General features: G+C 70.2%; 24 protein-coding genes, 1 rRNA gene and 1 riboswitch. Of the genes, 19 read left to right on the forward strand and 6 right to left on the reverse strand.

From position 1 onward, the window contains the following. The 12 genes from rrf to ASC99_RS25435 form a co-directional block, all read left to right on the forward strand. Nucleotides 1-94: ribosomal RNA gene (gene rrf / locus ASC99_RS25380) — 5S ribosomal RNA — on the forward strand; the annotation flags it as partial. A gap of 99 nt (nucleotides 95-193) precedes the next feature. Then, nucleotides 194-808 (forward strand): CDP-alcohol phosphatidyltransferase family protein, encoded by a 615-nt coding sequence (locus ASC99_RS25385; protein WP_057236152.1) that lies wholly within the window; start codon nucleotides 194-196, stop codon nucleotides 806-808. 195 nt (nucleotides 809-1,003) lie between these two features. Next, a complete protein-coding gene (locus ASC99_RS25390) occupies nucleotides 1,004-3,499 on the forward strand; it encodes a mannose-1-phosphate guanyltransferase (protein WP_057236155.1) in 2,496 nt (831 codons plus the stop codon). Nucleotides 3,500-3,570: 71 nt separating this feature from the next. Beyond that, nucleotides 3,571-4,479 carry a DUF881 domain-containing protein gene (locus tag ASC99_RS25395; RefSeq protein WP_157531735.1) on the forward strand — a complete coding sequence of 303 codons (909 nt, stop codon included), beginning with the start codon at nucleotides 3,571-3,573 and terminating at the stop codon, nucleotides 4,477-4,479. Beyond that, nucleotides 4,476-4,808 (forward strand): small basic family protein, encoded by a 333-nt coding sequence (locus ASC99_RS25400; RefSeq protein ID WP_057236160.1) that lies wholly within the window; start codon nucleotides 4,476-4,478, stop codon nucleotides 4,806-4,808. The genes ASC99_RS25395 and ASC99_RS25400 overlap by 4 nt, the downstream gene beginning before the upstream one ends. A gap of 9 nt (nucleotides 4,809-4,817) precedes the next feature. Next, nucleotides 4,818-5,651: a DUF881 domain-containing protein gene (locus ASC99_RS25405; protein WP_057236163.1), complete on the forward strand. Its 834-nt coding sequence runs from the start codon at nucleotides 4,818-4,820 to the stop codon at nucleotides 5,649-5,651. Between the two features lie 181 nt (nucleotides 5,652-5,832). Further along, entirely contained in the window at nucleotides 5,833-6,705 is an 873-nt protein-coding gene (locus tag ASC99_RS25410; protein WP_057236166.1) for an FHA domain-containing protein, read from the forward strand. Between the two features lie 110 nt (nucleotides 6,706-6,815). Then, nucleotides 6,816-7,505 carry a MerR family transcriptional regulator gene (locus tag ASC99_RS25415; protein ID WP_057236234.1) on the forward strand — a complete coding sequence of 230 codons (690 nt, stop codon included), beginning with the start codon at nucleotides 6,816-6,818 and terminating at the stop codon, nucleotides 7,503-7,505. 63 nt (nucleotides 7,506-7,568) lie between these two features. After that, nucleotides 7,569-8,039, forward strand: a complete 471-nt coding sequence (locus ASC99_RS25420) for a bifunctional nuclease family protein (protein WP_057236169.1) — start codon at nucleotides 7,569-7,571, stop codon at nucleotides 8,037-8,039. Between the two features lie 248 nt (nucleotides 8,040-8,287). Further along, nucleotides 8,288-8,965 carry a MerR family transcriptional regulator gene (locus ASC99_RS25425; RefSeq protein WP_082598614.1) on the forward strand — a complete coding sequence of 226 codons (678 nt, stop codon included), beginning with the start codon at nucleotides 8,288-8,290 and terminating at the stop codon, nucleotides 8,963-8,965. 52 nt (nucleotides 8,966-9,017) lie between these two features. Then, the gene (locus ASC99_RS25430; RefSeq protein WP_369824236.1) at nucleotides 9,018-9,662 is read left to right on the forward strand and encodes a vancomycin high temperature exclusion protein; all 645 of its coding nucleotides are present in this window, start codon (nucleotides 9,018-9,020) and stop codon (nucleotides 9,660-9,662) included. A gap of 63 nt (nucleotides 9,663-9,725) precedes the next feature. Then, nucleotides 9,726-11,123 carry a DNA polymerase IV gene (locus tag ASC99_RS25435; protein WP_057236175.1) on the forward strand — a complete coding sequence of 466 codons (1,398 nt, stop codon included), beginning with the start codon at nucleotides 9,726-9,728 and terminating at the stop codon, nucleotides 11,121-11,123. A gap of 235 nt (nucleotides 11,124-11,358) precedes the next feature. On the opposite strand, the gene ASC99_RS25440 is transcribed toward ASC99_RS25435, so the two are convergent. Beyond that, nucleotides 11,359-12,798 carry an MFS transporter gene (locus ASC99_RS25440; protein WP_235502653.1) on the reverse strand — a complete coding sequence of 480 codons (1,440 nt, stop codon included), beginning with the start codon at nucleotides 12,796-12,798 and terminating at the stop codon, nucleotides 11,359-11,361. A gap of 136 nt (nucleotides 12,799-12,934) precedes the next feature. Then, nucleotides 12,935-13,990, reverse strand: a complete 1,056-nt coding sequence (locus tag ASC99_RS36740) for a PRC and DUF2382 domain-containing protein (protein ID WP_157531736.1) — start codon at nucleotides 13,988-13,990, stop codon at nucleotides 12,935-12,937. Nucleotides 13,991-14,193: 203 nt separating this feature from the next. Continuing rightward, a riboswitch (glycine riboswitch) is annotated at nucleotides 14,194-14,300 on the forward strand. Between the two features lie 238 nt (nucleotides 14,301-14,538). Between ASC99_RS36740 and gcvP the strand changes: the two genes are divergently transcribed. Beyond that, the gene (gene gcvP / locus ASC99_RS25450) at nucleotides 14,539-17,409 is read left to right on the forward strand and encodes an aminomethyl-transferring glycine dehydrogenase (protein ID WP_057236178.1); all 2,871 of its coding nucleotides are present in this window, start codon (nucleotides 14,539-14,541) and stop codon (nucleotides 17,407-17,409) included. 60 nt (nucleotides 17,410-17,469) lie between these two features. Here the strand turns inward: gcvP and ASC99_RS25455 are convergent, their stop codons facing one another. Then, the gene (locus tag ASC99_RS25455) at nucleotides 17,470-17,661 is read right to left on the reverse strand and encodes a DUF5999 family protein (RefSeq protein WP_057236181.1); all 192 of its coding nucleotides are present in this window, start codon (nucleotides 17,659-17,661) and stop codon (nucleotides 17,470-17,472) included. Nucleotides 17,662-17,981: 320 nt separating this feature from the next. Next, on the reverse strand, nucleotides 17,982-18,536 hold the full coding sequence (locus ASC99_RS25460) for a hypothetical protein (RefSeq protein WP_057236184.1): 555 nt from the start codon (nucleotides 18,534-18,536) through the stop codon (nucleotides 17,982-17,984). Nucleotides 18,537-18,876: 340 nt separating this feature from the next. On the opposite strand from ASC99_RS25460, the gene ASC99_RS25465 reads away from it, so the two are divergent. From ASC99_RS25465 to ASC99_RS25480, 4 genes are all read left to right on the forward strand, one after another. After that, nucleotides 18,877-20,376, forward strand: coding sequence for a glutamate-cysteine ligase family protein (locus tag ASC99_RS25465; protein ID WP_057236187.1), 1,500 nt, complete (start codon nucleotides 18,877-18,879; stop codon nucleotides 20,374-20,376). Between the two features lie 135 nt (nucleotides 20,377-20,511). After that, nucleotides 20,512-21,519, forward strand: a complete 1,008-nt coding sequence (locus ASC99_RS25470; protein ID WP_057236190.1) for an alkaline phosphatase family protein — start codon at nucleotides 20,512-20,514, stop codon at nucleotides 21,517-21,519. Nucleotides 21,520-21,706: 187 nt separating this feature from the next. After that, entirely contained in the window at nucleotides 21,707-22,069 is a 363-nt protein-coding gene (locus ASC99_RS37735; protein WP_057236193.1) for a hypothetical protein, read from the forward strand. 296 nt (nucleotides 22,070-22,365) lie between these two features. Continuing rightward, on the forward strand, nucleotides 22,366-22,632 hold the full coding sequence (locus tag ASC99_RS25480) for a hypothetical protein (RefSeq protein ID WP_157531738.1): 267 nt from the start codon (nucleotides 22,366-22,368) through the stop codon (nucleotides 22,630-22,632). Nucleotides 22,633-22,695: 63 nt separating this feature from the next. Here ASC99_RS25480 and ASC99_RS25485 read toward each other — a convergent pair whose 3' ends face one another. Beyond that, the gene (locus tag ASC99_RS25485; protein ID WP_057236199.1) at nucleotides 22,696-22,914 is read right to left on the reverse strand and encodes a hypothetical protein; all 219 of its coding nucleotides are present in this window, start codon (nucleotides 22,912-22,914) and stop codon (nucleotides 22,696-22,698) included. 286 nt (nucleotides 22,915-23,200) lie between these two features. After that, nucleotides 23,201-23,851 carry a DUF3223 domain-containing protein gene (locus tag ASC99_RS25490; RefSeq protein ID WP_057236202.1) on the reverse strand — a complete coding sequence of 217 codons (651 nt, stop codon included), beginning with the start codon at nucleotides 23,849-23,851 and terminating at the stop codon, nucleotides 23,201-23,203. Between the two features lie 865 nt (nucleotides 23,852-24,716). On the opposite strand from ASC99_RS25490, the gene ASC99_RS25495 reads away from it, so the two are divergent. After that, the gene (locus ASC99_RS25495; RefSeq protein ID WP_157531739.1) at nucleotides 24,717-25,625 is read left to right on the forward strand and encodes a hypothetical protein; all 909 of its coding nucleotides are present in this window, start codon (nucleotides 24,717-24,719) and stop codon (nucleotides 25,623-25,625) included. Continuing rightward, nucleotides 25,591-26,400: a hypothetical protein gene (locus ASC99_RS25500; protein WP_157531740.1), complete on the forward strand. Its 810-nt coding sequence runs from the start codon at nucleotides 25,591-25,593 to the stop codon at nucleotides 26,398-26,400. The genes ASC99_RS25495 and ASC99_RS25500 overlap by 35 nt, the downstream gene beginning before the upstream one ends. Nucleotides 26,401-26,411 lie beyond the last annotated feature (11 nt).

Here is a 26,411-nt window from a genome sequence, read left to right on the forward strand (position 1 = left end):
AACGCCCGGTTACATTCCGAACCCGGAAGCTAAGCCTCATAGCGCCGATGGTACTGCAGGGGGGACCCTGTGGGAGAGTAGGACGCCGCCGAACAATCATTCAGAGAAGCCCCTCATCCCCAGCGGATGGGGGGCTTTTCTGTTGTAGGGTCAGTGCCGCAACGTATTACGTACCGTACAGGGAGGCCCCCGAGTGGAGGTCCAGGAGACGCGCGTCCAGACCGACCGCGTCCTCACCATCCCCAACCTGCTGAGCATGGGCCGGCTGGTGGGCGTTCCGATCTTCCTGTGGCTGATTCTCTGGCCGGTGTTCGACGGGCCCAACAACGACGGTTGGGCGATCGCGATCCTGATGCTGAGTGGGATCAGTGACTATCTGGACGGCAAGCTGGCCCGGCGGTGGGGGCAGATCAGCCGGCTCGGTCAGATCCTGGACCCGGCGGCGGACCGGCTGTTCGTGCTGTCTACGCTGGTCGGGCTGACCTGGCGGGGGATTCTGCCGTGGTGGGTCACCGCGCTTCTGCTGGCGCGGGAGGTTTTTATCGGTGCGTTGTTGCCGATTCTGAGCAAGCACCGGTACGGGCCCTTGCAGGTGAGTTTTCTCGGCAAGGCGGCGACCTTCAATCTGATGTACGGCTTTCCGCTTCTGCTGCTGGGTGACGGCTCGGGCTGGCTGGCCGACGTGGCCGGTGTGGTGAGTTGGGCGTTCATCTGGTGGGGGACGGTGCTCTACTGGTGGGCAGGCATCCTGTACGCGGTGCAGGCCAGACAACTGGTGAAGGCGGACGCCGCCGCGGCCGTGAGCTGAGCCGCCGGTACCCGTAGGGCACCCTTTGCGCGCCCTTACGGTGCACGACACACCCCTGATGGGGCGTGGGACGAGACGAGTCCCACGCCCCATCGGTGCGTCGGGAGGGGGTTACCGGGTAGAGATGCCTTCGGAACGGTTTGATGGAACCCCGTGAAGGGGCATTCCAGAGCCGCGAAGGAGGACGCACCCGATATGAAAGCCGTTGTGATGGCAGGGGGCGAGGGAACTCGCCTTCGCCCGATGACCTCGAGCATGCCCAAACCACTGCTACCGGTGGCGAACCGCCCGATCATGGAGCATGTGCTGAGGCTGCTCAAGCGTCACGGCCTCACCGACACCGTGGTCACCGTCCAGTTCCTCGCCTCGTTGGTGAAGAACTACTTCGGTGACGGCGAAGAGTTGGGCATGCACCTCACCTATGCGAACGAAGAGACCCCGCTCGGCACTGCGGGCAGCGTGAAGAACGCGGAGGACGCGCTCCGGGACGACTCCTTTCTGGTGATCTCCGGGGATGCGCTGACCGACTTCGACCTCACGGACCTGATCGCGTTCCACCGGCGCAAGGGTGCGCTGGTGACGGTCTGTCTGACCAGGGTGCCCAACCCGCTGGAGTTCGGGATCACCATCACCGACGACGAGGGCCGGGTGGAGCGGTTCCTGGAGAAGCCGACCTGGGGTCAGGTCTTCTCGGACACCGTGAACACCGGTATCTACGTGATGGAGCCGGAGGTCTTCGACTACGTCGCGGCCGGCGAGTCGGTGGACTGGTCCAGCGACGTGTTCCCGCAGTTGCTCAAGGAGGGCAAGCCGGTCTTCGGGTACGTCGCCGAGGGCTACTGGGAGGACGTGGGCACCCACGAGAGCTACGGCAAGGCGCAGGCCGACGTCCTGGAGGGCAAGGTCGACGTCGAGCTGGACGGCTTCGAGATCTCCCCAGGGGTCTGGATCGCCGAGGGCGCGGAGGTGGACCCGGAGGCGATCCTGCGCGGGCCGCTGTACATCGGCGACTACGCCAAGGTCGAGGCCGGGGTGGAGCTGCGCGAGCACACCGTGCTGGGCAGCAACGTGGTGGTCAAGCGCGGGGCGTTCCTGCACAAGGCGGTGATCCACGACAACGTTTACATCGGGCCGCAGAGCAACCTGCGTGGCTGTGTGGTCGGCAAGAACACCGATGTGATGCGGGCGGCCCGGATCGAGGACGGGGCGGTGATCGGTGACGAGTGCCTGATCGGCGAGGAGTCGATCATCTCGGGCAACGTCCGGGTCTATCCGTTCAAGACGATCGAGGCCGGGGCCTTCGTCAACACCTCGGTGATCTGGGAGTCGCGGGGCCAGGAGCACCTGTTCGGGGTGCGCGGCGTCTCCGGCATCCTGAACGTCGAGATCACCCCGGAGCTCGCGGTCCGGCTGGCCGGGGCGTACGCCACCACGCTGAAGAAGGGCGCCACCGTCACCATCGCGCGTGACCACTCGCGTGGTGCGCGGGCGCTCAAGCGGGCGATGATCTCGGCGCTGCAGACCAGCGCGATCGACGTCCGTGACCTGGAGAACGTGCCGCTGCCGGTGGCGCGTCAGCACACCGCCAGGGGCAGTGCGGGCGGGATCTTCCTGCGGACCTCGCCCGGGGTGCCGGACTCGCTGGACATCCTGTTCTTCGACGAGCGCGGTGCCGACCTCTCGCAGGCCGGGCAGCGCAAGCTGGACCGGGTCTATGCCCGGCAGGAGTACCGGCGTGCGTTCCCCGGTGAGATCGGTGACCTGTCGCACCCGGGCAGCGTCTTCGACTCGTACGCGGGCAATCTGCTGCGGGCGGTGGACACCAGTGGGGTCCGGGAGGCCGGGCTGAAGGTGGTGGTGGACGCCGCGCACGGCAGTGCCGGGCTGGTGCTGCCGAGCATCCTCGGCCGGCTCGGGGTCGAGGCACTGACCGTCAGCGGTGGTCTGGACGAGTCCAGGCCGACCGAGGACGCCGAGTCCCGGCGGGCCGGGCTGGCCCGGCTGGGCGAGCTGGTGGCCTCCTCGCGGGCGGCGTTCGGGGTGCGCTTCGACCCGGTCGGTGAGCGGGTCTCCTTCGTGGACGAGTTGGGCCGGGTGATCGGGGACGACCGGGCGCTGCTGGTGCTGCTCGACCTGGTCGCGGCCGAGCGGCGGAGCGGGCAGGTGGCGCTGCCGGTGACCACCACCCGGATCGCGGAGCAGGTCGCGGCGTACCACGGCACCCAGGTGACCTGGACCAGCACCTCGCCGGACGATCTGGCGAAGGCGGCCTCGGCGGAGGGCACGGTGTTCGGCGGCGACGGGCGCGGCGGCTTCATCGTGCCGGAGTTCAGCGGAGTGCTGGACGGCGCGGCGGCCTTCGTCCGGCTGGTCGGCCTGGTGGCCAGGACGCAGCTGACGCTCAGTCAGATCGACGCCCGGATCCCGCAGGCGCACATCCAGCGCCGGGACATCGCGACGCCGTGGGCGGCCAAGGGCATGGTGATGCGTTCGGTGGTCGAGGCGGCGGGCAGCCGGCGGTTGGACACCACCGACGGCGTCCGGGTGGTCGAGCCGGACGGGCGGTGGACGCTGGTCCTGCCGGACCCGGCCGAGGCGGTCACCCACCTGTGGGCCGAGGGCCCGGACGACGAGGCGACCCAGCAGCTGCTGGACGAGTGGGCGGCCGTGGTGGACGGCGCCGGCCGGTAGCGGGAGAGTCGGGGCGGGTCGGCGCGTGTACGGCGGGGGGTGTGCACGGCCGTCCCCCGCGCCATGGGACGATGTTCGGCATGCCAGCATCGCCGACGCCGAGTGACCGGGACGGACGCTACTCGCGCCCGGACGCCTCGATGTCCCTGCTGACCAGCGTGATGGACCACGGACTGGACGAGGGCTACGCCGAGGCGGCCAAGGCCCGCGCGGACCAGGGCCCCCGCCGGATGCCGACCGCGCTCAAGGGCAAGGCGGTGCTCGCGCTCGGACTGGCGCTCGCCACCACCGTGGTGACGGTCGGCGCGGTCACCTCGCGCCAGGCGGCGCCGACCCTGGCCAAGGAGCGGGACGCCCTGGTGCAGCGGGTCAAGGACGCGAACGGCAACACCGACCAACTCCAGCAGCAGATCCAGGATCTGCGCGGCAAGGTCGACCGGGCGCAGAGCCAGGCCCTGCAGGCCGACGGCAACGCGGCGCTGGCGCAGCTCGCGGGTCAGGCGGGCACCGCCGCGGTCAGTGGCCCCGGCGTGAAGCTGGTGCTGGAGGACGCGTCCGGTACCGATGCGGGCGGTTCGGTCTCCAACCCCAGGGAGGCGGACGGCTTCCAGAACTCCGGCCGGTTGAAGGACCGTGACATCCAACTGGTCGTGAACGGTCTGTGGCGGTCCGGGGCCGAGGCGATCTCGGTGAACGGCCAGCGGTTGACCGAGCTCTCGGCGATCCGGGCGGCCGGCGACGCGGTGCTGGTGGACAACCGGCCGCTGGTGCCGCCGTACACCGTGCTGGCGATCGGCAACGGCGCGAAGTTCGCCCAGACCTTCCAGGACGGGGAGGCAGGGCGCTACCTCAAGCTGATCCAGGACGGGTACGGCATCAAGTCGACCCTGTCCGTCCAGAAGAAGCTGACCGTGCCGGGCGCGCTCGGCATCACGCTGCGGTACGCGCAGCCCGACACCACAGGAGCAGCTACACCGTGATTGCCGTTCTGGGTCTCGTGATCGGCGTGGTCGTCGGTCTGATCGTCCAGCCCGAGGTGCCCGACGCCGTGGTGCCGTACCTGCCGATCGCGGTGGTGGCGGCGCTCGACGCGGTCTTCGGCGGGGTCAGGGCGATGCTCGACGGCATCTTCGACGACAAGGTGTTCGTGGTCTCGTTCCTCTCCAACGTGGTGGTCGCGGCCCTGATCGTCTACCTGGGCGACCAGCTGGGCGTCGGATCGCAGCTGTCCACCGGCGTGGTGGTGGTGCTCGGCATCCGGATCTTCTCCAACGCGGCGGCCATCCGCCGGCACGTGTTCCGGGCCTGAGGAGGACCGATGGCAGCGGAAGAACAGCCCGAGGAGCAGCAGCCCGAGCCGGCGGAACCCGAAGCGGAACCCGAGGCGGAACCCGAGGCGGAACCGAAGGCGGAACCCAAGCCGGAGCCGGAGAGCAACCCGCGCCGTCGGCTGACCGTCGCGCTCTGGCCGCCCCGGCTGTCCCGGGGGCAGGTCGTGGTGGCGACCTTGCTGATGGTGCTCGGCTTCGCGCTGGCGGTGCAGGTGCGGTCGACCAACGACCACAACCAGCTGCGCGGCGCGCGGCAGGAGGACCTGGTTCGGATTCTCGACGAACTGGACAGCCGTCAGCAGCGTCTCCTCCAGGAGAAGACGCAACTGGAACAGTCCCTGGCGCAGTTGGAGAACAGCTCCAACCAGGCCAAGGAGGCCCAGGAGCAGACCAGGAAGAAGGCGACGGAGCTCGGGGTGCTGGCCGGTACGGTCCGGGCCACCGGCCCGGGGATCGTGCTGACGATTGATGATCCCCAACGGCAGGTGAAGGCGGATATGCTGCTGGACACCCTGCAGGAACTCCGAGCCGCGGGGGCGGAGGCGATTCAGATCAACGATGTGCGAGTGGTGGCAGGCACCTACTTCACCGACACGGACGGGGGCGTGCAGGTCGACGGCAAGAACGTGTCGGCGCCGTTCCGGTTCACCGTGGTGGGGAACCCGCAGGACCTGACACCCGCGCTGAACATCCCGGGCGGCGTGGTGCGCAGCCTGGAGAAACAGCAGGCACGCGCCACCATCACCCAGGAGCAGAAGGTCGTCGTCGACGCCCTGGCCGCTCCGACGGTGCCTCAGTACGCCAAGCCGGCGGCGAAGTGACGGCTCGACTTCCGTACGGTCCGTCAGTTCTCGACCGCCCCCGGTGCGGGTGGCCGCCCCGGCGTCGGAGACACTGGGACGTACCGCTCGTCCGATCACGGCCGTCAGTCCGGCCGACCGCCTGTCCGAGCCTCACACCCTGCCCCGCGGGCGGGTCTGTCACACGCAAGGGGATTCGCCCGTGAGTCTGTTCTCGAAGCTGTTCGGCCGTTCGAAGAGCCGCGTCGCGGTCGAGGAGCCGACCGCGCGGCACCGCCGCGCGGACGAGTCGGCCGTGCCCGGCATGCGGCCCGCGCCGGAGCAGGCGCAGTACGCCGAGCGTCCGCTGTACCGCGAGGGCGGGCAGGCTCCGGCGAATTCGGCGGGCTACGGCGCGTCGGTCGATGCTTCCGGTGCTCCGCGCATAGGTTTCCAGTCGGGACCCTCAACCTCTGGTGGAGGGTTCGCCCAGGAGAACCCCTATGCCGATCACACCCTGCCGGGTGTGCCGCACCAGGAGGCAGCGCAGATGGCCGGTGGTCCGACTCCGTGCCTCCGGTGCGGGAACCTGAACCCGGCCACGGCACGCTTCTGTTCCAACTGCGGCACGGCGCTGCGCGGCGGGCAGCTGCCCGAGGGCGCGGCCGAGACCACCTCGACCATCTCGATCTCCGGCCTGGAGTCGTACGACCCCAACACCACCACCGGCACGGGCACCACTCCGGCACTGTCGGCCGAGGTGCTGTCGGCGATCGACGCGCTGCCGCCGGGCTCGGCCCTGCTGATCGTGCAGCGCGGCCCGAACTCGGGCAGCCGCTTCCTGCTGGACGCGGACGTGACCACGGCCGGGCGTCACCCCGAGGGTGACATCTTCCTGGACGACGTCACGGTCTCCCGCCGGCACGTGGAGTTCCGGCGTCAGCCGGGCGGCTTCTCGGTGGCCGACGTGGGCAGCCTGAACGGCACCTACGTCAACCGCGAGCGGATCGACGAGGTGCAGCTCAACAACGGCGACGAGGTGCAGATCGGCAAGTACCGGCTGGTCTTCTTCGCCAGCCACCAGCGGGGGTACTGAACCCAACGTCGGCAGGAGCCCGAGTGACCGCGCACACGCCCAGTACCGTCGAGCTCTCGCCCGTCCCCGGTTCGCGCCGGGCGGGCGAGGCGCGGCGGCGTGGTGACGAACTGCTCAGCATCGGTGCGGTGCTGACGTTCCTCAGGGACGACTTTCCCGAGGTCACCATCTCGAAGATCCGCTTCCTGGAGGCGGAGGGCTTGGTGGAGCCGCAGCGGACCCCTTCGGGCTACCGCAAGTTCAGCTCCGCCGACCTGGACCGGCTGGCGTACGTGCTGCGGATGCAGCGGGACCACTACCTGCCGCTGCGGGTGATCCGCGAGCACCTGGACGCGATCGAGCGCGGTGAGGCGCCCCCGGCGCTGCCCGCGCCCGACAACCGGCCCGGGCCGGTGGAGGAGGCGGACCGCGAGCTGGTGGCCGCCCCGGGCGGCGGGGTGCGGCTGGGCCGCTCCGAGCTGCTGGCGGCCGCCGAGGCCGGCGAGCCCGAGCTGGTCGAGTGGGAGTCGTACGGGCTGATCTCGGCCGGTCCGGACGGCGGGTACGACGGCGAGGCGCTGCAGGTCGCCAGGCTGGTGGCGGAGATGGGCCGGTTCGGCCTGGAGCCGCGGCACCTGCGGGCGATGAAGGCGGGCGCCGAGCGCGAGGTGGCCCTGATCGACCAGGTGGTGGCTCCGCTGCGGCGGCACCGCAACCCGCAGACCCGGGCCCACGCCGAGGCCACCGCGCGCGAACTGGCGACTCTTTCGGTGCGGTTGCACGCGGCCATGGTGCAGGCCGGACTGCGTTCGCGGCCATAGGGTTGACCCTGGCGCTGACCGGCTGCGCTTTCATATCCGGGGCAGGGGTCATAGGGTTGCGATGTGAACGAGCTCGACGTCGTGGGTGTCAGGGTGGAGATGCCTTCCAATCAGCCGATCGTGCTGCTTCGGGAGGTAGGGGGCGATCGGTACCTGCCGATCTGGATCGGTCCCGGTGAGGCGACGGCGATCGCGTTCGCCCAGCAGGGGATGACGCCGGTGCGGCCGCTGACCCACGACCTGTTCAAGGACGTGCTGGAGGCGCTCGGCCAGCAGCTCACCGAGGTGCGGATCAGCGACCTGCGGGACGGGGTGTTCTACGCCGAGCTGGTCTTCTCCGGCGGGGTCGAGGTGAGCGCAAGGCCGTCCGACGCGATAGCGCTGGCGCTGCGGACCGGGACGCCGATCTTCGGGACCGAGGAGGTGCTCGCCGAGGCGGGTATCGCGATCCCGGACGAGCAGGAGGACGAGGTGGAGAAGTTCCGCGAGTTCCTCGACCAGATCTCACCGGAGGACTTCGGCGGCCAGCAGTAGCCGGGCCGCAGCAGCCCGGCGGTGGTAGTCCGCCACGCCGTACGTCCGCAAATCCTGTTTTGCCAAAAGGCGTTCGCATACCCACACTAAGGGCACGAAAAACCACTCGGCCGAGTGACATTGTCACCGGAGCCCGGCGTGGCGATCGTTGACGGGTCCGGGGCGACTGCTTACCGTCAGGAGTGGCTCCGGTCGGTTACGCCTTCCGGGGGCCGACGGGGCATCAGGACGAGCGGACGGAGGTAGGCATGAGCGGCATGGGCGACGAAGCAGCCGTCGGAGGCCAGTGCTCCGTGCACGTCCCGCGCTCCGCGCGCAGTGTGCTGGAGCGGACCCGGGATGGTGCCGGGGCCGAGTCGGAGTTGCCGAGAGTCAGCCGGTTCCCTGCGGTGCAGGCGGGCCAGCCCGCGATCGAGCGCCTCACGCCGACCTCGGCGCTGGTCGGCTACCGGGGCCCGACGGCCTGTGCGGCGGCCGGTATCACCTACCGTCAACTGGACTACTGGGCTCGGACGGGCCTGCTGGAGCCGAGCGTGCGGACGGCCTACCCGGCCAACTCGCAGCGGCTGTACAGCTTCCGCGACATCCTGCTGCTGAAGATCGTCAAGAAGCTGTTGGACACCGGGGTCTCGCTGCAGAACATCCGGGTGGCGGTCAGTCACCTGCGCGGCACCGAGGCCGAGGACCTGACCGGGCTGACCCTGATGTCCGACGGCGCCACCGTCTACGAGTGCACCTCCCCGCAGCAGGTGGTCGATCTGCTGAAGGGTGGTCAGGGCGTCTTCGGGATCGCGGTGGGCGCGGTCTGGCGGGAGCTGGAGACGGCTCTGAGCCGGCTGCACGCCGAGCGCACCGACACCGGCGAGACCCTGGTCGGCCAGGACCCGGGCGACGAGCTGGCCCAGCGGCGCAACCGCGCGGGCTGACGGAGCGTCGCTCTCCCCGGACGAGAGATCAAGGGGAGGCAGAGTGCGTCGAGTGGTCCAGCGGAGGCTGTTCCAGAGCGTGGTGGCGGCGAGCGCGGTGGCGCTGGCGCCGATGACCTGGCTCTGGCTCGGCGCGGGGGACCGGGTCGGCACGGTGGCGCAGGCGCCGAGTGCCCCGGTGGCGGTGGTGTTCGGGGCCGGCCTGTTCGACGGCAGGCCCTCGCCCTACCTGGCGCACCGGCTGGACGCGGCGGTGACGCTCTATCAGGACCACCGGATCCGGGCCGTCCTGGTGACCGGCGACAACAGCCGGACCGAGTACGACGAGACCGACGCGATGCGCGACTACCTGGTCGAGCACGGCGTGCCCGCCGTGCGGGTGGTGGAGGACTACGCCGGTTTCGACACCTGGGACTCGTGCACCCGGGCCCGGAACATCTTCGGCGTGGAGCGGGCGGTGCTGGTCAGTCAGACCTTCCACGTCCGCCGCGCGCTGGCGCTCTGTCAGGCGGCGGGCATCGACTCGTACGCGGTCGGGGTGGACGAGGACCCGAACGGCACCTGGTACTACGGCGGGCTGCGGGAGATCCCCGGGGCGGGCAAGGCGGCGCTGGACGCGCTGTTCGAGCCGGACCCGACGTTCCTCGGCGAGCAGGAGCACGGCATCGGCCGGGCGCTGGCGGACGCCGCGCACTGAGACCGGCGCCGCGCAGAACCGAATCGCCCGGTAACTGTCGTACCCCTGCGGGATGATCGACGGGTGCGGTCAGTGCCGAGCATCCTCCACCTCGACATGGACGCCTTCTTCGCGGCGGTGGAGCAGGCGGCCAAGCCGAGCCTGCGTGGGAAGCCGGTGATCGTCGGCGGCCTGGGCGGCCGGGGAGTGGTCGCCACCGCCTCGTACGAGGCGCGGAAGTTCGGCGTCCACTCGGCGATGCCGATGGCCCAGGCCCGGCGGCTCTGCCCGAACGCGGCCTTCCTGACCGGGCGGTTCGAGGCCTACCGGCAGGTCAGCGAGCTGGTGATGGGCCTGCTGCGGGAGCTCTCCCCGCTGGTCGAGCCGCTCAGCCTGGACGAGGCCTTCGTCGACCTGGAGGCGGGGCCGTACGGGCCGTTGCTGGCGGCGTCCGGGCCGGTGGCGGCGCCGGAGCTGATCGTGGCGATCGCCGCCGACCTGCGGGCGGACATCACCGAACGGACGGGCCTGACCGCCTCGGTCGGTCTGGCCAGTTCCAAGCTGATGGCGAAGATCGCCTCCGAGCAGGCCAAGCCGGACGGGCTGGTGCTGGTCGAGCCCGGGCAGGAGCGGGCTGTACTGGCCACCATGCCGGTCCGGGCGCTGCCCGGGGTCGGCCCGGCCACCGAGCAGGCGCTTCGCCGGGTCGGCCTGGAGAAGGTGGCGGACCTGGCGGCGGCGGGGGAGGCGGAGCTGGTCCAGCTGCTCGGCCGCTCGCACGGTCTCGGCGTGTTCCAGATGTCGACCGGTCAGGACGACCGGCCCGTGGTGCCGGACCGGGACGCCAAGTCCGTCTCGGTCGAGGACACCTTCGAGGTGGACCTGCTGGACCGGGGGCGGGTGCTGCAGGAGATCGACGTGCTGACGGCCCGTTGTGTCCGCCGCCTGCACGCCAGCGGTCGCTCGGGGCGGACGGTGGTGCTCAAGGTGCGGCGATTCGACTTCTCCACGCTGACCCGGTCGGAGACCCTGCGGGCGCCCACCGACGACGAGACGGTGATCGCCGAGACGGCCCGGCGGCTGGCCCTGCAGGTGGACATCACCGGTGGCGTCCGGCTGCTGGGGGTCGGGGTGTCGCAGCTGGCCGACTTCACCCAGGAGGACCTGTTCGCGCAGGCGGAGCAGGCCGAGCGGGCGGAGCGGGCCGCCGCGCTGGAGGTGCTGGAGGAGGTCAGGGCCGAGCCTGCGCCGGTGGTGGAGGAGACCAGGCACTGGCGGCCGGGGCAGGATGCGACGCACGCTCAGCTCGGCCCCGGCTGGGTGCAGGGCAGTGGGGTGGGCCGGGTGACGGTGCGGTTCGAGACCCCGCAGAGCGAGATCGGCCGGGTCCGCACCTTCGCGGTGGACGACCCGGAGCTGACGCCGTCCCGCCCGCAGCCGCTCCGGCCTGGGATGGTCCTCCCGGACGAGGAGGAGGAGTGAGACCTTCCGTCGGTTGGGGGGTGGGTGAAGGAGCGGTGGCGAGGTGCGTGCCCCGGCGCCGCGACGCCGCCCCCCAACCGACGGCCGGTCCAAGAACGGGAGCGGCCCCCGCACCGTGTCCAGCGGTGCGGGGGCCGATCATCCGGCCGGGCCCTCGGTGCGGTCGTGATGCCCTCACGTACCGCCTTGGACCCGGTGACCGCGCGACCCGTCCCTGAGCGCGCGGTCGACGCCGTCAGGCGTCGGTCTTCACCAGCTCCGGGGCGGAGGCGGCAGCCTCGACCGGGGCGGGAGTGGTCTTGATCCGGCGGATCGCGAACGGCACCACGGCGGCCACCAGGCACATCGCGCCGGCCACCCAGAAGGCGTGCTGGTAGGCGTCCAGGGTGGGCAGCGGGACCGGCAGGTTCGGGATCAGGTCACCGGTCAGGATGGCGCCCATCACGGCGGTGCCGATGGCGCCACCGACGGTGCGCAGCACGGCGTTCATGCCGTTGGCGATACCGGACTGCTCGACCGGGACGGCGCCGTTGATGTAGGCGGGCATCGCGGCGTAGGCCAGGCCGACGCCGAGGCCGAACACGGCGGAGGAGAGGTAGATGTCACCTTCGGCTCCGTGACGGAGCGCCAGGTAGCCCAAGCCGACGGCGCCCAGCAGGCCACCGAGGACCAGCGGCAGCCGGGGCCCGCGACGGGCGATCAGCAGCGCGCCGACCGGGGCGGCGACCATCGAGCCGATGGCGGAGGGCAGCAGCATCACACCGGCGTGCAGCACGCTGGCGGTGAAGCCGTAGTGCGCGACCTTCTCGGGGGTCTGCGCGAAGTTGCTGATCACCATGAACGAGCCGTACATGCCGAAGCCGATCAGCAGCCCGGAGAGGTTGGTGAAGGCGACGGCCGGACGGGCCATCATCTTCATGTCGACCAGCGGGTGGGCGACCCTGACCTCGATGAAGCCCCAGATCAGCGCGACCACGGCGGCGACGGCGAACAGGCCGAGGGTGCGGTTGGAGGTCCAGCCCCAGGTGTTGCCCTGGCTGACCGCGACCAGCAGGGCGCAGAGCCAGCCGGCCAGGGTGAGTGCGCCGAGCGGGTCGGCGCCGCCGTTCTTGTCCACCACCGGGTCGGTCGGGACCCGGAAGATCACCAGGACGATGGCCAGCAGGCCGAAGGCCAGGCCCATCCAGAAGATCGACTTGTAGTTCCAGTGCTCCAGCAGCAGGCCGGTGGCGACCAGGCCGAGGCCGCTGCCGACGCCCATCGAGGCGCTGATCAGCGCCACGCCGCCGGTGACCTTCTCCTTGGGGAGCTCGTCCCGGACGATGCTGATCGCCAGCGGGAGCACCCCGCCGCCCGCGCCCTGCAGGACGCGGGCGACCACCAGCCAGGTGAACGAGTGGGTGCCGACCGCCAGGGCGGACCCGGCGACCAGGCCGCCGAGCGAGACCAGCAGCATCGGCTTTCGGCCGCGCAGGTCGCCGAAGCGGCCGAGCAGCGGGGTCAGTACGGCGGCGGACAGCAGGTTCGCCGTCATCAGCCAGGTGATGTTCGAACCGGAGACGTCCAGTTCCTTGGCCAGTGACGGCAGGATCGGGACGACCGCGGTCTGCACCACGCTGAACGCCAGCATCGCCAACACCAGGGCGGGGAGCACGCGCGCGCTGCTCGGCCTCACGGATTTTCCTCCAGTTCGGGCCACCCGGGCGGAGAGCTTCAGGTGGGAGAAAGTCAATGAACTGAAGTAAAGATGCCGTCAGATACTTCACTATGTCAAATATCGCTTGGTGAAGCTTTGGCAAAGTGACGAGGCGTCAGGACGGACGGAGTGGCTCCGGGCGCAGCTGGCCGGTGTTCGAGGAGGCCGTCGGCGGCGACGTGGGCGCCGGCGGCGAAGCGGGCGCGGGCGGCGGGGAGGTGGTGCTGTCGTGGATCTCCACCTGCTCGCGGCGCAGCTCGTCGCGGACCACCGCCTCCTCGGTGAACCGCTCGACCACCATGCGGACCCGCTCGACCGGCGCCAGGTACTTGCGCACCACCGGCCGCTCCTCCCGGAGCGTCACCTCCTCGACCGCCTCGGCGATCTCCTGCTCGCTGAGCGCGGCCCGCTCGGCCTCGGTGACCGGCACCCGCTCCACCCGGACCCGTTCCTTCACCACCGGCACCTTGCGCTCGACGGCCTCGGTGGTGACGTACTTGCGCAGCTTGGCCGTCCCCAGCACGTGCCACTCGGTGGTGACGTCCAGCCGCTCCTCGCGGCAGGTGATCTCCACCGGATCGGCGGGCGCGTTGCCGGGCACGGTTGGGACCGTGGTGGTGGGGCTGGGTGGACTGATGACCGGCTCGGGCTGCTGCTTGGTGGTCTGGGTGTCGTGGGTGGCGGTGAAGGCCATCGGGGCGGCCGCCACGGTCGCGGCGGCGGCGGGTGATGCATTCATGCTGGTTTCCTTGCTGAGGGTGCCGAAGTCGAGGTCCTGGCTGGTCCCCGAGCCGTTCCTGGCCGCGGTCGGGGGAACGGCACCGCCCGCATCCAGGCCGTAGTAGCGGTAGAGCTGGAGCTCCTGGGCGGGGGAGAGGTGCTGGCCGACCCCGAAGTCGGGAGAGTCCTTGATCAGCGACTTGTCGTACGGCACCTTGAGCTCCTCCCCGGAGAACTCGCTGGTGGTGAGCGGGACGAAGGCGTCCCGGCCGAAGATCCCGGTGCGGACGGCGGCCCACTCCGGCTCGCCGGTCGCGTCGTCCAGGTAGACCTCGTCGACCGTGCCGATCTTGTCGCCGTTCCGGTCGACCGCCTTGTGGCCGATCAGGTCTCGCGGGTCGATGTCGGTCTGCACGCTGTCCTCCAGCAGGTACGAAAGCCCCGTTGACACACCGTCAGGGGACGGCCGAAGGAGCTGGACGGCCGCACTTCACACGAAAAGCCATCAAAGGGACGGTGGCGAGCCGAGTGCACCCGTCCGGGGCTGGAGGGGTTGTCCGACAATTCACGTCGGATTGTCGGACAACCCCTGGCAGTCGAGCCGGGGCACCCGTGATCAACCGGCGCTCCGCTGGTACCCTGGGCCGCGACTGCCGACCCCGCTCGGGAGAGTCCCCGCACCGTTGCACGTGGTGTCACGGGGACGCCGAAGGAGCAAACCCTCCCCGGAATCTCTCAGGCATCCGTACCGTGCGGGGTAGGTCACTCTGGAAAGCAGGGCAGGACCGACGGCGAGGGAGCCGACGGACCCCACCCTCACCGACGGTGCAAGCCGACGGGGCGGCTCCCGGGCCTCCGCGTGCGGGCGAAGCTCTCAGGTACCGATGACAGAGGGGGAGGCCTGACGGGCTCGTTCGTCCCCGGCTCCGCCGTCCCACGGTGGTGTTGCCGTCCGGCGTGCGTGCCCCCGCCGGTCCGTGACCAGGAGGCCTCGACCCCATGAATGCCCAGCCGACCCTCACCGAGCTCGAGCAGTCGAGCCCCTTCGAGAACCGTCACATCGGCCCCGACGCCGCCGCCCAGGAGAAGATGCTGGCGCAGGTCGGGTACGGCTCGCTGGACGAGCTGTCCGATGCCGCCGTGCCGGACGCCATCAAGAGCCTGACCGCGCTCGGCCTGCCGGCCGGCCGCAGCGAGGCGCAGGTGCTCGCCGAGCTGCGCGAGCTGGCGGACCGCAACCAGGTGCTCCAGCCGATGATCGGCCTGGGCTACTACGGCACCTTCACCCCGCCGGTTATCCTGCGCAACGTGCTGGAGAGCCCGGCCTGGTACACCGCGTACACGCCGTACCAGCCGGAGATCTCGCAGGGCCGGCTCGAGGCTCTGATCAACTTCCAGACCGTGGTCGCCGACCTGACCGGGCTGGACACCTCCGGCTCCTCGCTGCTCGACGAGGGCACCGCCGCTGCCGAGGCGATGGCGCTGGCCCGCCGGGTCGGCAAGGTCAAGAACGGTGTCTTCCTGGTCGACGCCGACACCCTGCCGCAGACGATCGCGGTGATCCAGACCCGGGCCGAGCCGACCGGGGTCGAGGTGGTCGTCGCCGACCTGTCCGAGGGCATCCCGGCCGAGATCGCCGAGCGCGGTGTCTTCGGCGTGCTGCTCCAGTACCCCGGTGCCTCCGGCGCGGTCCGCGACCTGGCCCCGGTGATCGAGCAGGCGCACGGCCTGGGCGCGATCGTCGCGGTCGCCGCCGACCTGCTGGCGCTCACCCTGCTCAAGTCGCCGGGCTCGCTCGGCGCCGACATCGCCTGCGGCACCTCGCAGCGCTTCGGTGTCCCGATGGGCTTCGGCGGCCCGCACGCCGGCTACCTGGCGGTCCGCGCCGCGTACGCCCGCAGCCTGCCCGGCCGCCTGGTCGGCGTCTCGGTGGACGCCGACGGCAACCGCGCCTACCGGCTGGCGCTGCAGACCCGCGAGCAGCACATCCGCCGCGAGAAGGCCACCTCCAACATCTGCACCGCCCAGGTGCTGCTGGCCGTGATGGCCTCGATGTACGCGGTCTACCACGGCCCGGACGGCCTGGCCGACATCGCCCGCCGGACCCACCGCTACGCCGCCGCGCTGGCCGAGGGCCTGCGCGCGGGCGGCGTCGAGCTGACCACCGGTCAGTTCTTCGACACCGTCACCGCCAAGGTGCCGGGCCGGGCCGCTTCGGTCGTGGCCGCCGCCCGGGCCAACGGCGTGAACGTCTTCCAGGCGAGCGAGGACCTGGTCTCGATCTCCTGCGACGAGACCACCACCCGTGAGCACCTGGCCGCCGTCTGGGCCGCCTTCGGCGTCACCGCCGAGGTCGCCGAGGCCGCCGACGCGCTGCCCGCCGGTCTGCTGCGCGAGGACGAGTACCTGACCCACCCGGTCTTCCACAGCCACCGCTCGGAGACCGCGATGCTGCGCTACCTGCGCCGCCTCTCGGACCGGGACTACGCGCTGGACCGCGGCATGATCCCGCTGGGCTCCTGCACCATGAAGCTCAACGCGACCACCGAGATGGAGCCGGTGACCTGGCCCGAGTTCGGCCAGCTGCACCCGTTCGCCCCGGTGGACCAGGCCGAGGGCTTCCTGACCCTGATCCGGCAGCTGGAGCAGCAGCTGGTCGAGGTGACCGGCTACGACGCGGTCTCCATCCAGCCGAACGCCGGTTCGCAGGGCGAGCTGGCCGGTCTGCTGGCGGTCCGCGCGTACCACCGGGCCAACGGCGACACCCAGCGCGACGTCTGCCTGATCCCGGCCTCCGCGCACGGCACCAACGCGGCCTCGGCCGTGATGGCCGGCATGCGGGTGGTCGTGGTGAAGACCCTGACCGACGGCGACGTCGACGTCGAGGACCTGCAGGCCAAGATCGAGCAGCACCGCGAGCAGCTCGCCGTGCTGATGGTCACCTATCCGTCCACCCACGGCGTGTTCGAGACCCAGATCACCGACATCTGCGCGGCCGTGCACGAGGCCGGCGGCCAGGTGTACGTCGACGGTGCCAACCTGAACGCCCTGGTCGGCCTGGCCAAGCCGGGCAAGTTCGGTGCGGACGTCTCGCACCTGAACCTGCACAAGACCTTCTGCATCCCGCACGGCGGCGGCGGCCCGGGCGTCGGCCCGGTCGCGGTGCGCTCGCACCTGGCGCCGTACCTGCCGAACCACCCGCTGCAGTCCGAGGCGGGCCCGGCCACCGGCGTCGGCCCGATCTCGGCCGCTCCGTGGGGCTCGGCGGCCATTCTGCCGATCTCCTGGGCGTACGTCCGGCTGATGGGCGGCGAGGGCCTCAAGCGCGCCACCCAGGTCGCGGTGCTGAACGCCAACTACATCGCCAAGCGGCTCGCCCCGCACTTCCCGGTGCTCTACACCGGCCCCGGCGGTCTGGTCGCGCACGAGTGCATCATCGACCTGCGTCCGCTCACCAAGGAGACGGGGGTGACCGTGGACGACATCGCCAAGCGCCTGATCGACTACGGCTTCCACGCCCCGACCATGTCCTTCCCGGTGGCCGGCACGCTGATGATCGAGCCGACCGAGTCCGAGGACCTGGGCGAGATCGACCGGTTCTGCGAGACCATGATCGAGATCCGCGCGGAGATCGAGAAGGTCGGCAGCGGCGAGTGGGCGGCGGACGACAACCCGCTGCGCAACGCCCCGCACACCGCCGCCACGATGGCCGGTGAGTGGACGCACGGCTACTCGCGCCAGGAGGCCGTCTTCCCGGCCGGCGTGAACCCGGCGGACAAGTACTGGCCGCCGGTGAGCCGGATCGACGGCGCGTACGGCGACCGCAACCTGGTCTGCTCCTGCCCGCCGCTGGACGAGTACGGCTCCTGAGCCGTCGCCAGGGCCCCCGGCAGCACCTGCTGCCGGGGGCCCTGGCGTTTCGTCAGGTCGTCAGGAGGCGATCGCCAGCGGGCGGCGCGGGGCGACCACCCGGCCGTCGGGCAGCAGCTCGCCGGTGTCGTCGAACAGCAGGACGCCGTTGCAGAGCAGGCTCCACCCCTGGTCGGGGTGGCAGGCCACGGTGATGGCGGCCTCGTGGTCGGTGGACTCCGCTGACGGACACTCAGGACGGTGCTGGCACATCTTCGTACCCTCGCTTCGCTGCTTACGACCCGGTCGACCGGGTACAGGCAGCCGCTGGGTGCCCCACCCCGTCGATCCGATCCCCTCTGCCCGGCCCAGGTGTGAACCGGCGCTCCGACGGGTAGGACAGGTCGCCCCCCGCGTCGGTTCCCAGTGTCGTCATCCCGAGAGCATCCCGCAGCGATTTCGTGACATGCGCCACAAGTGGATCTCAGGGATCACCCGTTCAGATGGCACCCGGTGCCGGGCAGTACGGAACGGGCCATCGGCGGACGGCCCGATCGGGGCGGTGCCGATGGCCCGTTCGGGGGGCCTGCGTCTCAGGAGCGGCCGAGGGCCAGCGGCCGGGCCAGCAGTGCGAGCAGCTCGCCGGCCGGGTAGACCCGGTGCGCGGTGATGCCCAGTGGGGCCGGGGCGAGCGGGATCAGCAGGTCGACCGAGGGGCCCGGCTCGGGATGGTGCAGCCAGAGCGCGGTGGCGTAGTGGCCCGGCATGGAGAGCAGCCTGGGTTGGTGCCTGGCCCGGGAGGCGAGGGCGAGCTGCCCGGCCTGGCGCAGTGCGCGCAGGGTGGAGTCGAGGTAGGGCCCGGCGGTGAAGTGCGAGAAGGTGTGGCCGTCCGCCGACTCGAGCACCTCGGCCGCCGCGGCGGTCTCGTTGCCGGATCGGATCAGGAACCGCCAGCCCGTTCGGCGGGCGGTGGCCAGGGCGGCACCGGGCTCGTCGAGCACGTGCACCGCGAGCGGGTGCGCGGGTAGCAGCCGCTCGGCGCCGCGCAGGGCGGCGGCCGAGGGCGGGCTGAGCGCGGCCTCGGAGTCCAGTGCGCCGAGGACGGCGCGCAGGGCGCTCAACGGGGGCTGGGGCGTCTGCATGGTCATGGCGGGTCGCCTCTCCGTGCTAGATCGGCGTGCGAGTGCGGCATACCGGCATGGCGCTGGCGGAACCTGGGCCGTGTCCGGTTGGGCATGATCGCGGCGTGGGCGCGGGCCTGCCGTCGCGAAGGCTTCGGGAGCGGCGAGCGCCGGGCGGGAGCTGTGCGAATTCTACTCGAACAGGTGCACAGGGTGACCTTCATATCACGTTCGGTGTGCGATGGCAAGTCATGAATTCGCTGACGCGCCGTCAACAACCTTGTTCGGCCGCTCTGTTCGGGCTCGGGCTAGGGATCTTCCGGTGGGGCATGATGCAGGGACGGTCGACCTAGGTGAAGGGGCACCCATGGGCGAGAAGGTCGTGGCTACTCGCGCGGAACTGTCCGATCGGCAGTTGTACCGCCGAAAGCTCCAGTCCTGTCTGGACGCGCTGGAGCGGATGCTGCGCGAGGGGCGTTTCGACCGGCCGAAGGCCATGGTCGGCCTGGAGATCGAGCTCAACCTGGCCGATGACCTGGGCCGCCCGGTGATGCGCAACGAGCAGGTGCTGGCCGCGATCGCCTCCGGTGACTTCCAGACCGAGCTGGGCCAGTTCAACATCGAACTGAACATCGCCGCCCGCCGGCTCACCGGCCATGTGCTGGACGAGCTGCGCGAGGAGATCGACACCGGGCTGCGCTACGCCGACCGGAAGGCCGAGGAGGTCGGCGCCCGGATCGCGATGGTCGGCATCCTGCCGACCCTGGACCTGGACCACACCGGCCTGGACGCGATGTCCCACAACGACCGGTACACCCTGCTCAGCGACCAGATACTGGCCGCCCGCGGCGAGGACATCGCGCTGGACATCGAGGGGGTCGAGCGGCTCACCGTCGAGTCCGTCACGATGGTCGCCGAGGCCGCCGCCACCTCCCTGCAACTGCACCTGCAGGTCACCCCGGAGCGCTTCGCCTCGGTCTGGAACGCGGCCCAAGCGATCGCCTCGGTGCAGCTCGCGCTGGGGGCCAACTCGCCGTTCCTGTTCGGCCGCGAGCTCTGGCGGGAGACCAGGCCGGTGCTGTTCCAGCAGGCCTGCGACACCCGTTCGGCGGAGCTCAAAGCGCAGGGCGTGCGCCCGATCACCTGGTTCGGCGAGCGCTGGGTGGACTCCGCGCTCGACCTGTTCACGGAGAACCAGCGCTACTTCCCGGCCCTGCTGCCGATCTGCGACGACGAGGACCCGGCCAAGGTGCTGGCCTCCGGCGGGATCCCGAAACTGGCCGAGATGCGCCTGCACAACGGCACCATCTACCGCTGGAACCGCCCGGTGTACGACGTCGCCGACGGCGTGCCGCACCTGCGGGTGGAGAACCGCTGCCTGCCCGCCGGGCCGACCGTGGTCGACACCCTGGCCAACGCCGCCTTCTACTACGGCCTGGTCCGGGTGCTGGCCGAACAGCCCCGGCCGATCTGGACCAGGCTGCCGTTCGCCCAGGCGGACGAGAACTTCCACACCGCCGCCCGGTACGGCATCGACGCGGTGATCCAGTGGCCGAAGGCCGGCCGGGGCGCCCGGGGGACCGTCCCGGTGGCGGCAACCGAGCTGGTGCTGAACGAGCTGCTCCCGATGGCGAAGCAGGGCCTGGACGAGTGGGGCATCGAGCCGGGCGACCGGGACCGCTACCTCGGCATCATCGAGCAGCGCTGCCTGCGCCGCACCAACGGCGCCTCCTGGCAGGCCGCCACGGTGCACGTGCTGCGCGAGAGGTACGGGATGGACCGCTCCTCCGCGATCGCCGCGATGACCAGGCGCTACCTGGAGCACATGCGCGGCGGCGAGCCCGTGCACACCTGGCCGGTGGGCTGATCGGCTGTCAGGTTGTCCAGACAACTTCGTCATCGCCACGTCATGTGATCACCGGGACGCGTACACCTCGGGCGCTTAGACATGTCTGGTCCGGGCCGATCCCCAGGCCCAGTGCCGTGTACGAGGAGTACCCCGATGAGCCCCGAAGTCTCGCGTCGCACCCTGCTCGGCGGCGCCGCCGCGGCTGCCGTGCTGTCCGCTCTGCCGCTCAGCGTCCGGGAGGCGCTGGCCGCCCCCGGGAAGCCGGGGCGGCTGACGGACATTCAGCACGTGGTGGTGCTGATGCAGGAGAACCGCGCGTTCGACCACTACTTCGGCACCCTGCCCGGGGTGCGCGGCTTCGGCGACCGGGCCGCGGTGCGCGGGGTGAACGGCCGCTCGCTGTTCCACCAGCCTGACCCGTCCCGCAAGGAGGGTCACCTGCTGCCGTTCCCGATGAACGCCGCACACACCAGCGCGTACCAGCAGGGTGCGCCGGCCTTCGGCTTCGTCGACTCGATGAAGGCGTGGAACGACGGTCTGGCCGACGGCGCGGTCTCCCGCCGCTCCAGCGGCTGGCTCGGCCAGGGCTACTACGAGCCCGCCGACATGCCGTTCTACAACGCGATCGCCTCGGTCTTCACCACCTGCGACGCCTACCACGCCTCGGTGCAGTGCAACACCAACACCAACCGCGACCACTTCATGACCGGCACCAGCGGCGGCACCGTGCGGGACGTCCCGGTGACGGACAACAGCTACATCCCCGGCGGCTACGAGTGGACCACCTACGCCGAGCGTCTTGAGCGGGCCGGGATCAGCTGGAAGACCTACCAGGCGCTGGACAACTACGACGACAACGCGCTCGCCTGGTTCGCCCCCTTCCAGCAGGCCAAGCCGGGGGAGTCGCTGTACGAGCGCGGGATGCGGATGGCCGGCGACCCGGCAAAGGAGAAGGACCCGTTCGCGATGGGCGACGCGCTGGTCGAGGCGTTCACCGCTGACATCCAGGCCGACCGGCTGCCGCAGGTCTCCTGGATGGTCGCCCCCGCCGCGCTCTCCGAGCACGCCAACTACGCGCCGCCGAGCGAGTATACAGACGTTGACCTAGTCCTCTACCTGCGGAAATGTGGGGAGCACGCCAACTACGCGCTGGCTGGATGACGACCACTTTGGCGCTCTTCGGCTGACTACAGCATCGTGTGACCCTGACCGGCGCGGAAAAGGAGAGCCAGGAGGTCAGCATGCTCGCGCTGCACCTGCTGCAGTCCGCGCTGGTGCACGTCAACACCCTTCTGGTTCAGCAGACCGCCACCTGTGCGCGCACCCCTCCCTCCGTCCGCTCGGGGATGTGTTCGTTCCGAGCGGCGAGTACGCGCGGGCTCACCTCGGGGCCGCGCTGGACGCCCTGCTGGTGCACCCGCCCACGCAGGGCCGTAGGGCGTTCGACCGGTACATTACCCACGTGGGCGACCCGTCCTTCGTCGGTAACGCCGACTACCTGGTGCAGATGTTCGCGCAGCGGGTGAAGTCCAGTGCGTGGAAGCTGATAGTGGGCACTGCGGCCAAGCACGCCATGCTCGAACTGGAGGTGCCCGAGACCAGCGGCATCACCGCGTGCGTGGCCGCCGAGCGGCACGCGCGCTGCCTGATCGCCTTCGCCCAGCACGACCTTGACGCGGTGCGGGAGACCGTCGTCAATGGTGATGAGTAAGTTCAACGAGCTGCCCGTCAAGCAGCAGCTCAAGGCGATGGACCTTCTCGGCGCGTTCGACGTGTTCATGGAGGCGTTGGACGCGACGGTGTGCCAGCAGATCAACACCTACGTCGAGAAGATGCCGGTTTCAGCCGAGAAGGTGAACCTCGCCGATCTGACCAGGGTCGCCCTGGTCAGGTTCGACGCCGTCCGGACCCGCATCCCTGCTCTGACCGGGGCGTTCGCCAAACTCGACCCGGCCCCGCAAGGCCATGCCTGTCAGGTCGTACCCCTGCGCCTACTTCGCCGGCGTCGTGCCGGAGATCCTGGCCGAGGCTGGCAACTGCCGCGACGCCGAGGAGCTCACCGGGGAGACCGTGATCCCCCTCGCCCCTTTCATCCAGCCCGAGCAGTTGGAGGGCATTCTGACCACCGGGGCCGAGAACCGGCAGTGCCGGGAGGCGGCGCAGGCGCCCGAAATCGCGGCGATCTTCTGGACACGGGCGCCCCAGCTCCACGGCCACGCGATGTGGACGAAATTCGTCAAGCGGATGCGGGAGCTCGCGCCCGATTCCGAGTGATACCAGTACGACGAGCTGGCCGCCCACATCGGCTACCAGCAAGCTCCCGCCGCATCGTAGAGCTCACGCTGCCGCCTCGACCAGCAGGGCCGAGGCGGCGTTCAGAGGCGGCCCCAGGTGCCGGGGCAGGGCTACGGGTTCTGGGGCCGCGCGGCCGATGGCCTGCATGTCCTGGTCCAGGAGGCTGACCAGGCGTGAGACCTGGTCGTCCGAGAGCTTCAGGCCAAGGCACTTGGCCGGATCTGCGTCTTCCGGCGGGGCGACCATGATCCGGGACGTCACTGGGCCGTGAAAGCCGGGTACCGCGTCGATCGTCTCGTTGGCCCACTCGATTAGGGCCCGGCTCAGGCGGTCATGGTCGGTCCCATCGTCAGGGGGGACCTACTCGGTGCTCACGCCGTCCAGGGCATCTGCCATGCCGACAAATTTCCATGATGCTCGGCGGCCGGCCGGGTGCCGCGCCGTCGGGCAGGCCCAGGCCGGAGAAACGGCGCTTGGCCGGCCGAGGGCTGGCCCCGGCCCGCCAGCCGGCCGCCACAACGGGTTCTCGGCCGACCGGCAGGGACCGTTAGAAGCGCGGGCGCTGCCTGTTCTCCGGCTTCGACAGCAGCCCGAGTACGGCGTGCTCTTGGTGGTGGGCGTGCCAGCGGCCTGCGAGGTCCCGGTCAACGAACCGCGCCAAGCCCCGCTCCGTCGTCGTGGCCAGCTCGAATACCTCCCAGCCGCCCGCGGCCTCGGCGAAGGCGTTGGCTAGGTCGATGAAGCGCGGCCCCTGGAAGTACGCCACGTTCACGTTGTCCGGGGTTAGGGGAATCCCGGACTCGTCCGACCGCAGGGTGTCCGTCGCCGACCGGGACTCGAAGTAGGCGTTCACCTGCGGCTGGACCTCGTAGCGCATCGAGTCCACGACCTGCTGCCTGTGGCTCGGCGCCTTGAAGCAGTCCTTATACGAGAACGGCGCCGAGTCGCCGTTCACCCACACCGCCAACGGCCCCTTGTGGTTGCCCAGAGGCGTCCGGATGATCCGGAAGTACTCGATCCCGGGGCCGACCTTCTCCCCCACCTTCGGGTGCTTGTCCAGCGCGTCCCGCAGCAGTTGGTCGTCCTCCTCCCGGGTCACCACCACGTTGAAGTCGTACCGCTTGAGCAGGTCGCTTACCTCCCGCTCGGCATCGCCCTTGGTCCGGAACTCGCGCTCGCCGAGCCAGTACGCCGGCATGAACTCCTCCTTCACTCAGTGCTACCGGTGCACCACGCTAGGGCACCTAGCTTGCCCCTGTCCGGAGTCCAGTCCACTTCCGTCCAGCCGCCCGAACAAGCCGCTCGGCGGCGAGCCGGTTAGCGGCACGCTTGGCCCGCGCAGCCTTCGCCGCAGCGCCGGGCCGGGGTCGACATCCTCTTGAGCGGTGCTGGCCTACTGCTGGGCGATGGCGAGAACCTTCTCTGCGTCGGCGAGTGCGGTCCGCCCGGCGGGCACGTCCTTCGGGCCCGGATTGCCGCCGAGCGGCCGGGGACCGACGAGCCCCAGCAACCTAGCCCGGCCCATGGCTCTATCTGGGTCGGTAGCTCCCACAACCGGGCCGATCCAGGGTGGTGGACCAAGCCCACGTTGACCCGCGTTTTGGATAGGGCGACAGCATCGCCGCGTCACCTCGGTCGGACTGCAGTTCGCGAGGCGATCAAGCACGCGAGGAATGGTGCGCCACAACGGGTGTATCGGCGGGTCTGCTCTGGTTGACCTGCACCGCTGCAGAAATCCAGGGACTGATGGGGCTGGATGATCAATTTGTCCCGCTATCAACCCGCTTGCTCTTCCACCGACTGGCCGGAGCGCGAAGAACAGCACGCTAGGTCCTGCCGCTGACAATCTCGTGGCCCAAGGGCTTTCACCGAACTGATCACCACCCCTTCGCTACGCTCGGCGCTGTTAACGTTGCTCACTGTGAGCGGCGCTGGAGCAAGGAGCCCTCATGACAGACCTGTTGACGAACCCCGGTGCGATCCACGACCTGGACCCCGACCGAGAACAACTTCGCCAACTGGTCGAGCAGGACCACCGGCTGAGCGGGATCGTGCGAGGCCGGGTGAACGAGCAGCGCCGGCTCCGGTTGTCCATCGGCGCCATGTTGCTCAGGCTGGCACCGCTCGGCGAGCGAGGGGTCGCCACCGGGGGCCTCACCTCACTCGATGAGCTCGCGGCGACGGTCGACCTCCCCCTGGAGACCGCACGGATCTACCGGAAAGTGGCCAAATGGTCTGGCCAGACCATTTGTCAGGAACTCGACAGTCTGGATGTGGAGGTTGCGTACACGGTCGTGCGGGCGGCGGTCACCGTCCCCAAGACCGAGCTCGGAGACCGCGAAGACGTGCTGCGATACCGGCTGGAGACACTGGTTGGGCTTGCCCGCGCGGCACAGGAGTCGGGCGCCGAGGTGGTGACGGAGACCGACCTACGCCAGGCACTGGGGGACGAACCAGTGCGTACGTCGGTCCCGAGGCCAGGAACCGTCCAGGAGGACCAGGACTACTGGGAGCCATCGGTCACCGAGACTCCGGCGCCAGCCGGGCTGTCGGCCGAGATGGCCCGGAGCACCTGCGCGACCCTGCTCCGCGATCCGGCCGGCCGGGTCGAGGTGTTCGCGACGATGCTCGCCAACCCGGAGTACCTCACCGAACTGGTCTCCGATGGACGGGCCCGGGCGGTGATCCAGACCGAGATCAAGGCGTCCGCGAAGGCGGAGGTCGACCCGGACGACCTTGCCATGGACGCCGCGGCGGCAGCTGATCCCGAGGTCATGCTCGCTCGGTGGCGGGTGGCTCTGCAGCGCCGGGATCATCAGGCCGCTGGGCTGCTGGCCTATGACCCGGCCGAGATCGTTGCCCGGGGGGACGAGGACCTGATCGAAGCGGTCCTCAAGACCGTGCAGCAGTACAGCAAGTGGGGAGAGCGTCTCCTCGTTGAGGCTCGCCGGAAGGAGCCGCGAGCCGACTAACCATCAAGATCTGAGAGAGGCAACCGCGTTGAGCTCGAAGGAACTGCGCGACGAGCAGGGCAACCGCCTGCATATCCACCGGGACCACGATCACCTGCCGGACGACATCAGGAGGGCGCTGGTGCTCGACTTCCGGGAGATGCTCGTCACCCACCCCCACAGCCCGCAGGCCCGCCGCCAGTTCCTCCGCGAGCAGTTCGAAGCTGGCGCGGCTTGGGCCGAGCCGTACTTCAACCGCTGCTTCACGCAGCTGGAGGAGCAGGCGGCGAAGGAGTGGACGGCGGGCCAGCGGGCCGTCGAAGCAGAGCGGCGGGACCGTGAGGCCCTGGAGAAGGAGAAGCTCAAGGGGACGGAGGACCCGCCGGTCGTGCCGACGCAGCGTACGGATCCGCCGAGCGTCTCCCTGACCGACGACGATGACGATTCGACGCTCAAGCCCCTCCGTTTCACCCAGCGGCAGACCCTGACACTTGTTCAGCGGGCCTCCCGGCAGAAGATCCTGGACATCATCGACGACAAGGCGGCTGCCGTGAAGCGGAGGGAGTCCGAGGCTGCCCGGGTGAAGGAGATGGCGCGCGCCGAGAAGGGGCACCAGGGGGTCATCGAGCTGGCCCAGGCGATCGAGGCGGCCTGGGAGCTGGAGCCGGACGCCGTCAGCTACTCGCAGGTCATGCGCAACAGCGGGCTGACCTTCAAGCAGTTCGGCATCTCGACAAAGTTCTTCGCCGACCAGCTCGACCAGGCTGGCCCTGACGAGGGGTTCGGCCTTCAGTGACCACGCCGATG

This window comes from Kitasatospora sp. Root107, from assembly GCF_001424875.1.
GTDB lineage: Bacteria > Actinomycetota > Actinomycetes > Streptomycetales > Streptomycetaceae > Kitasatospora.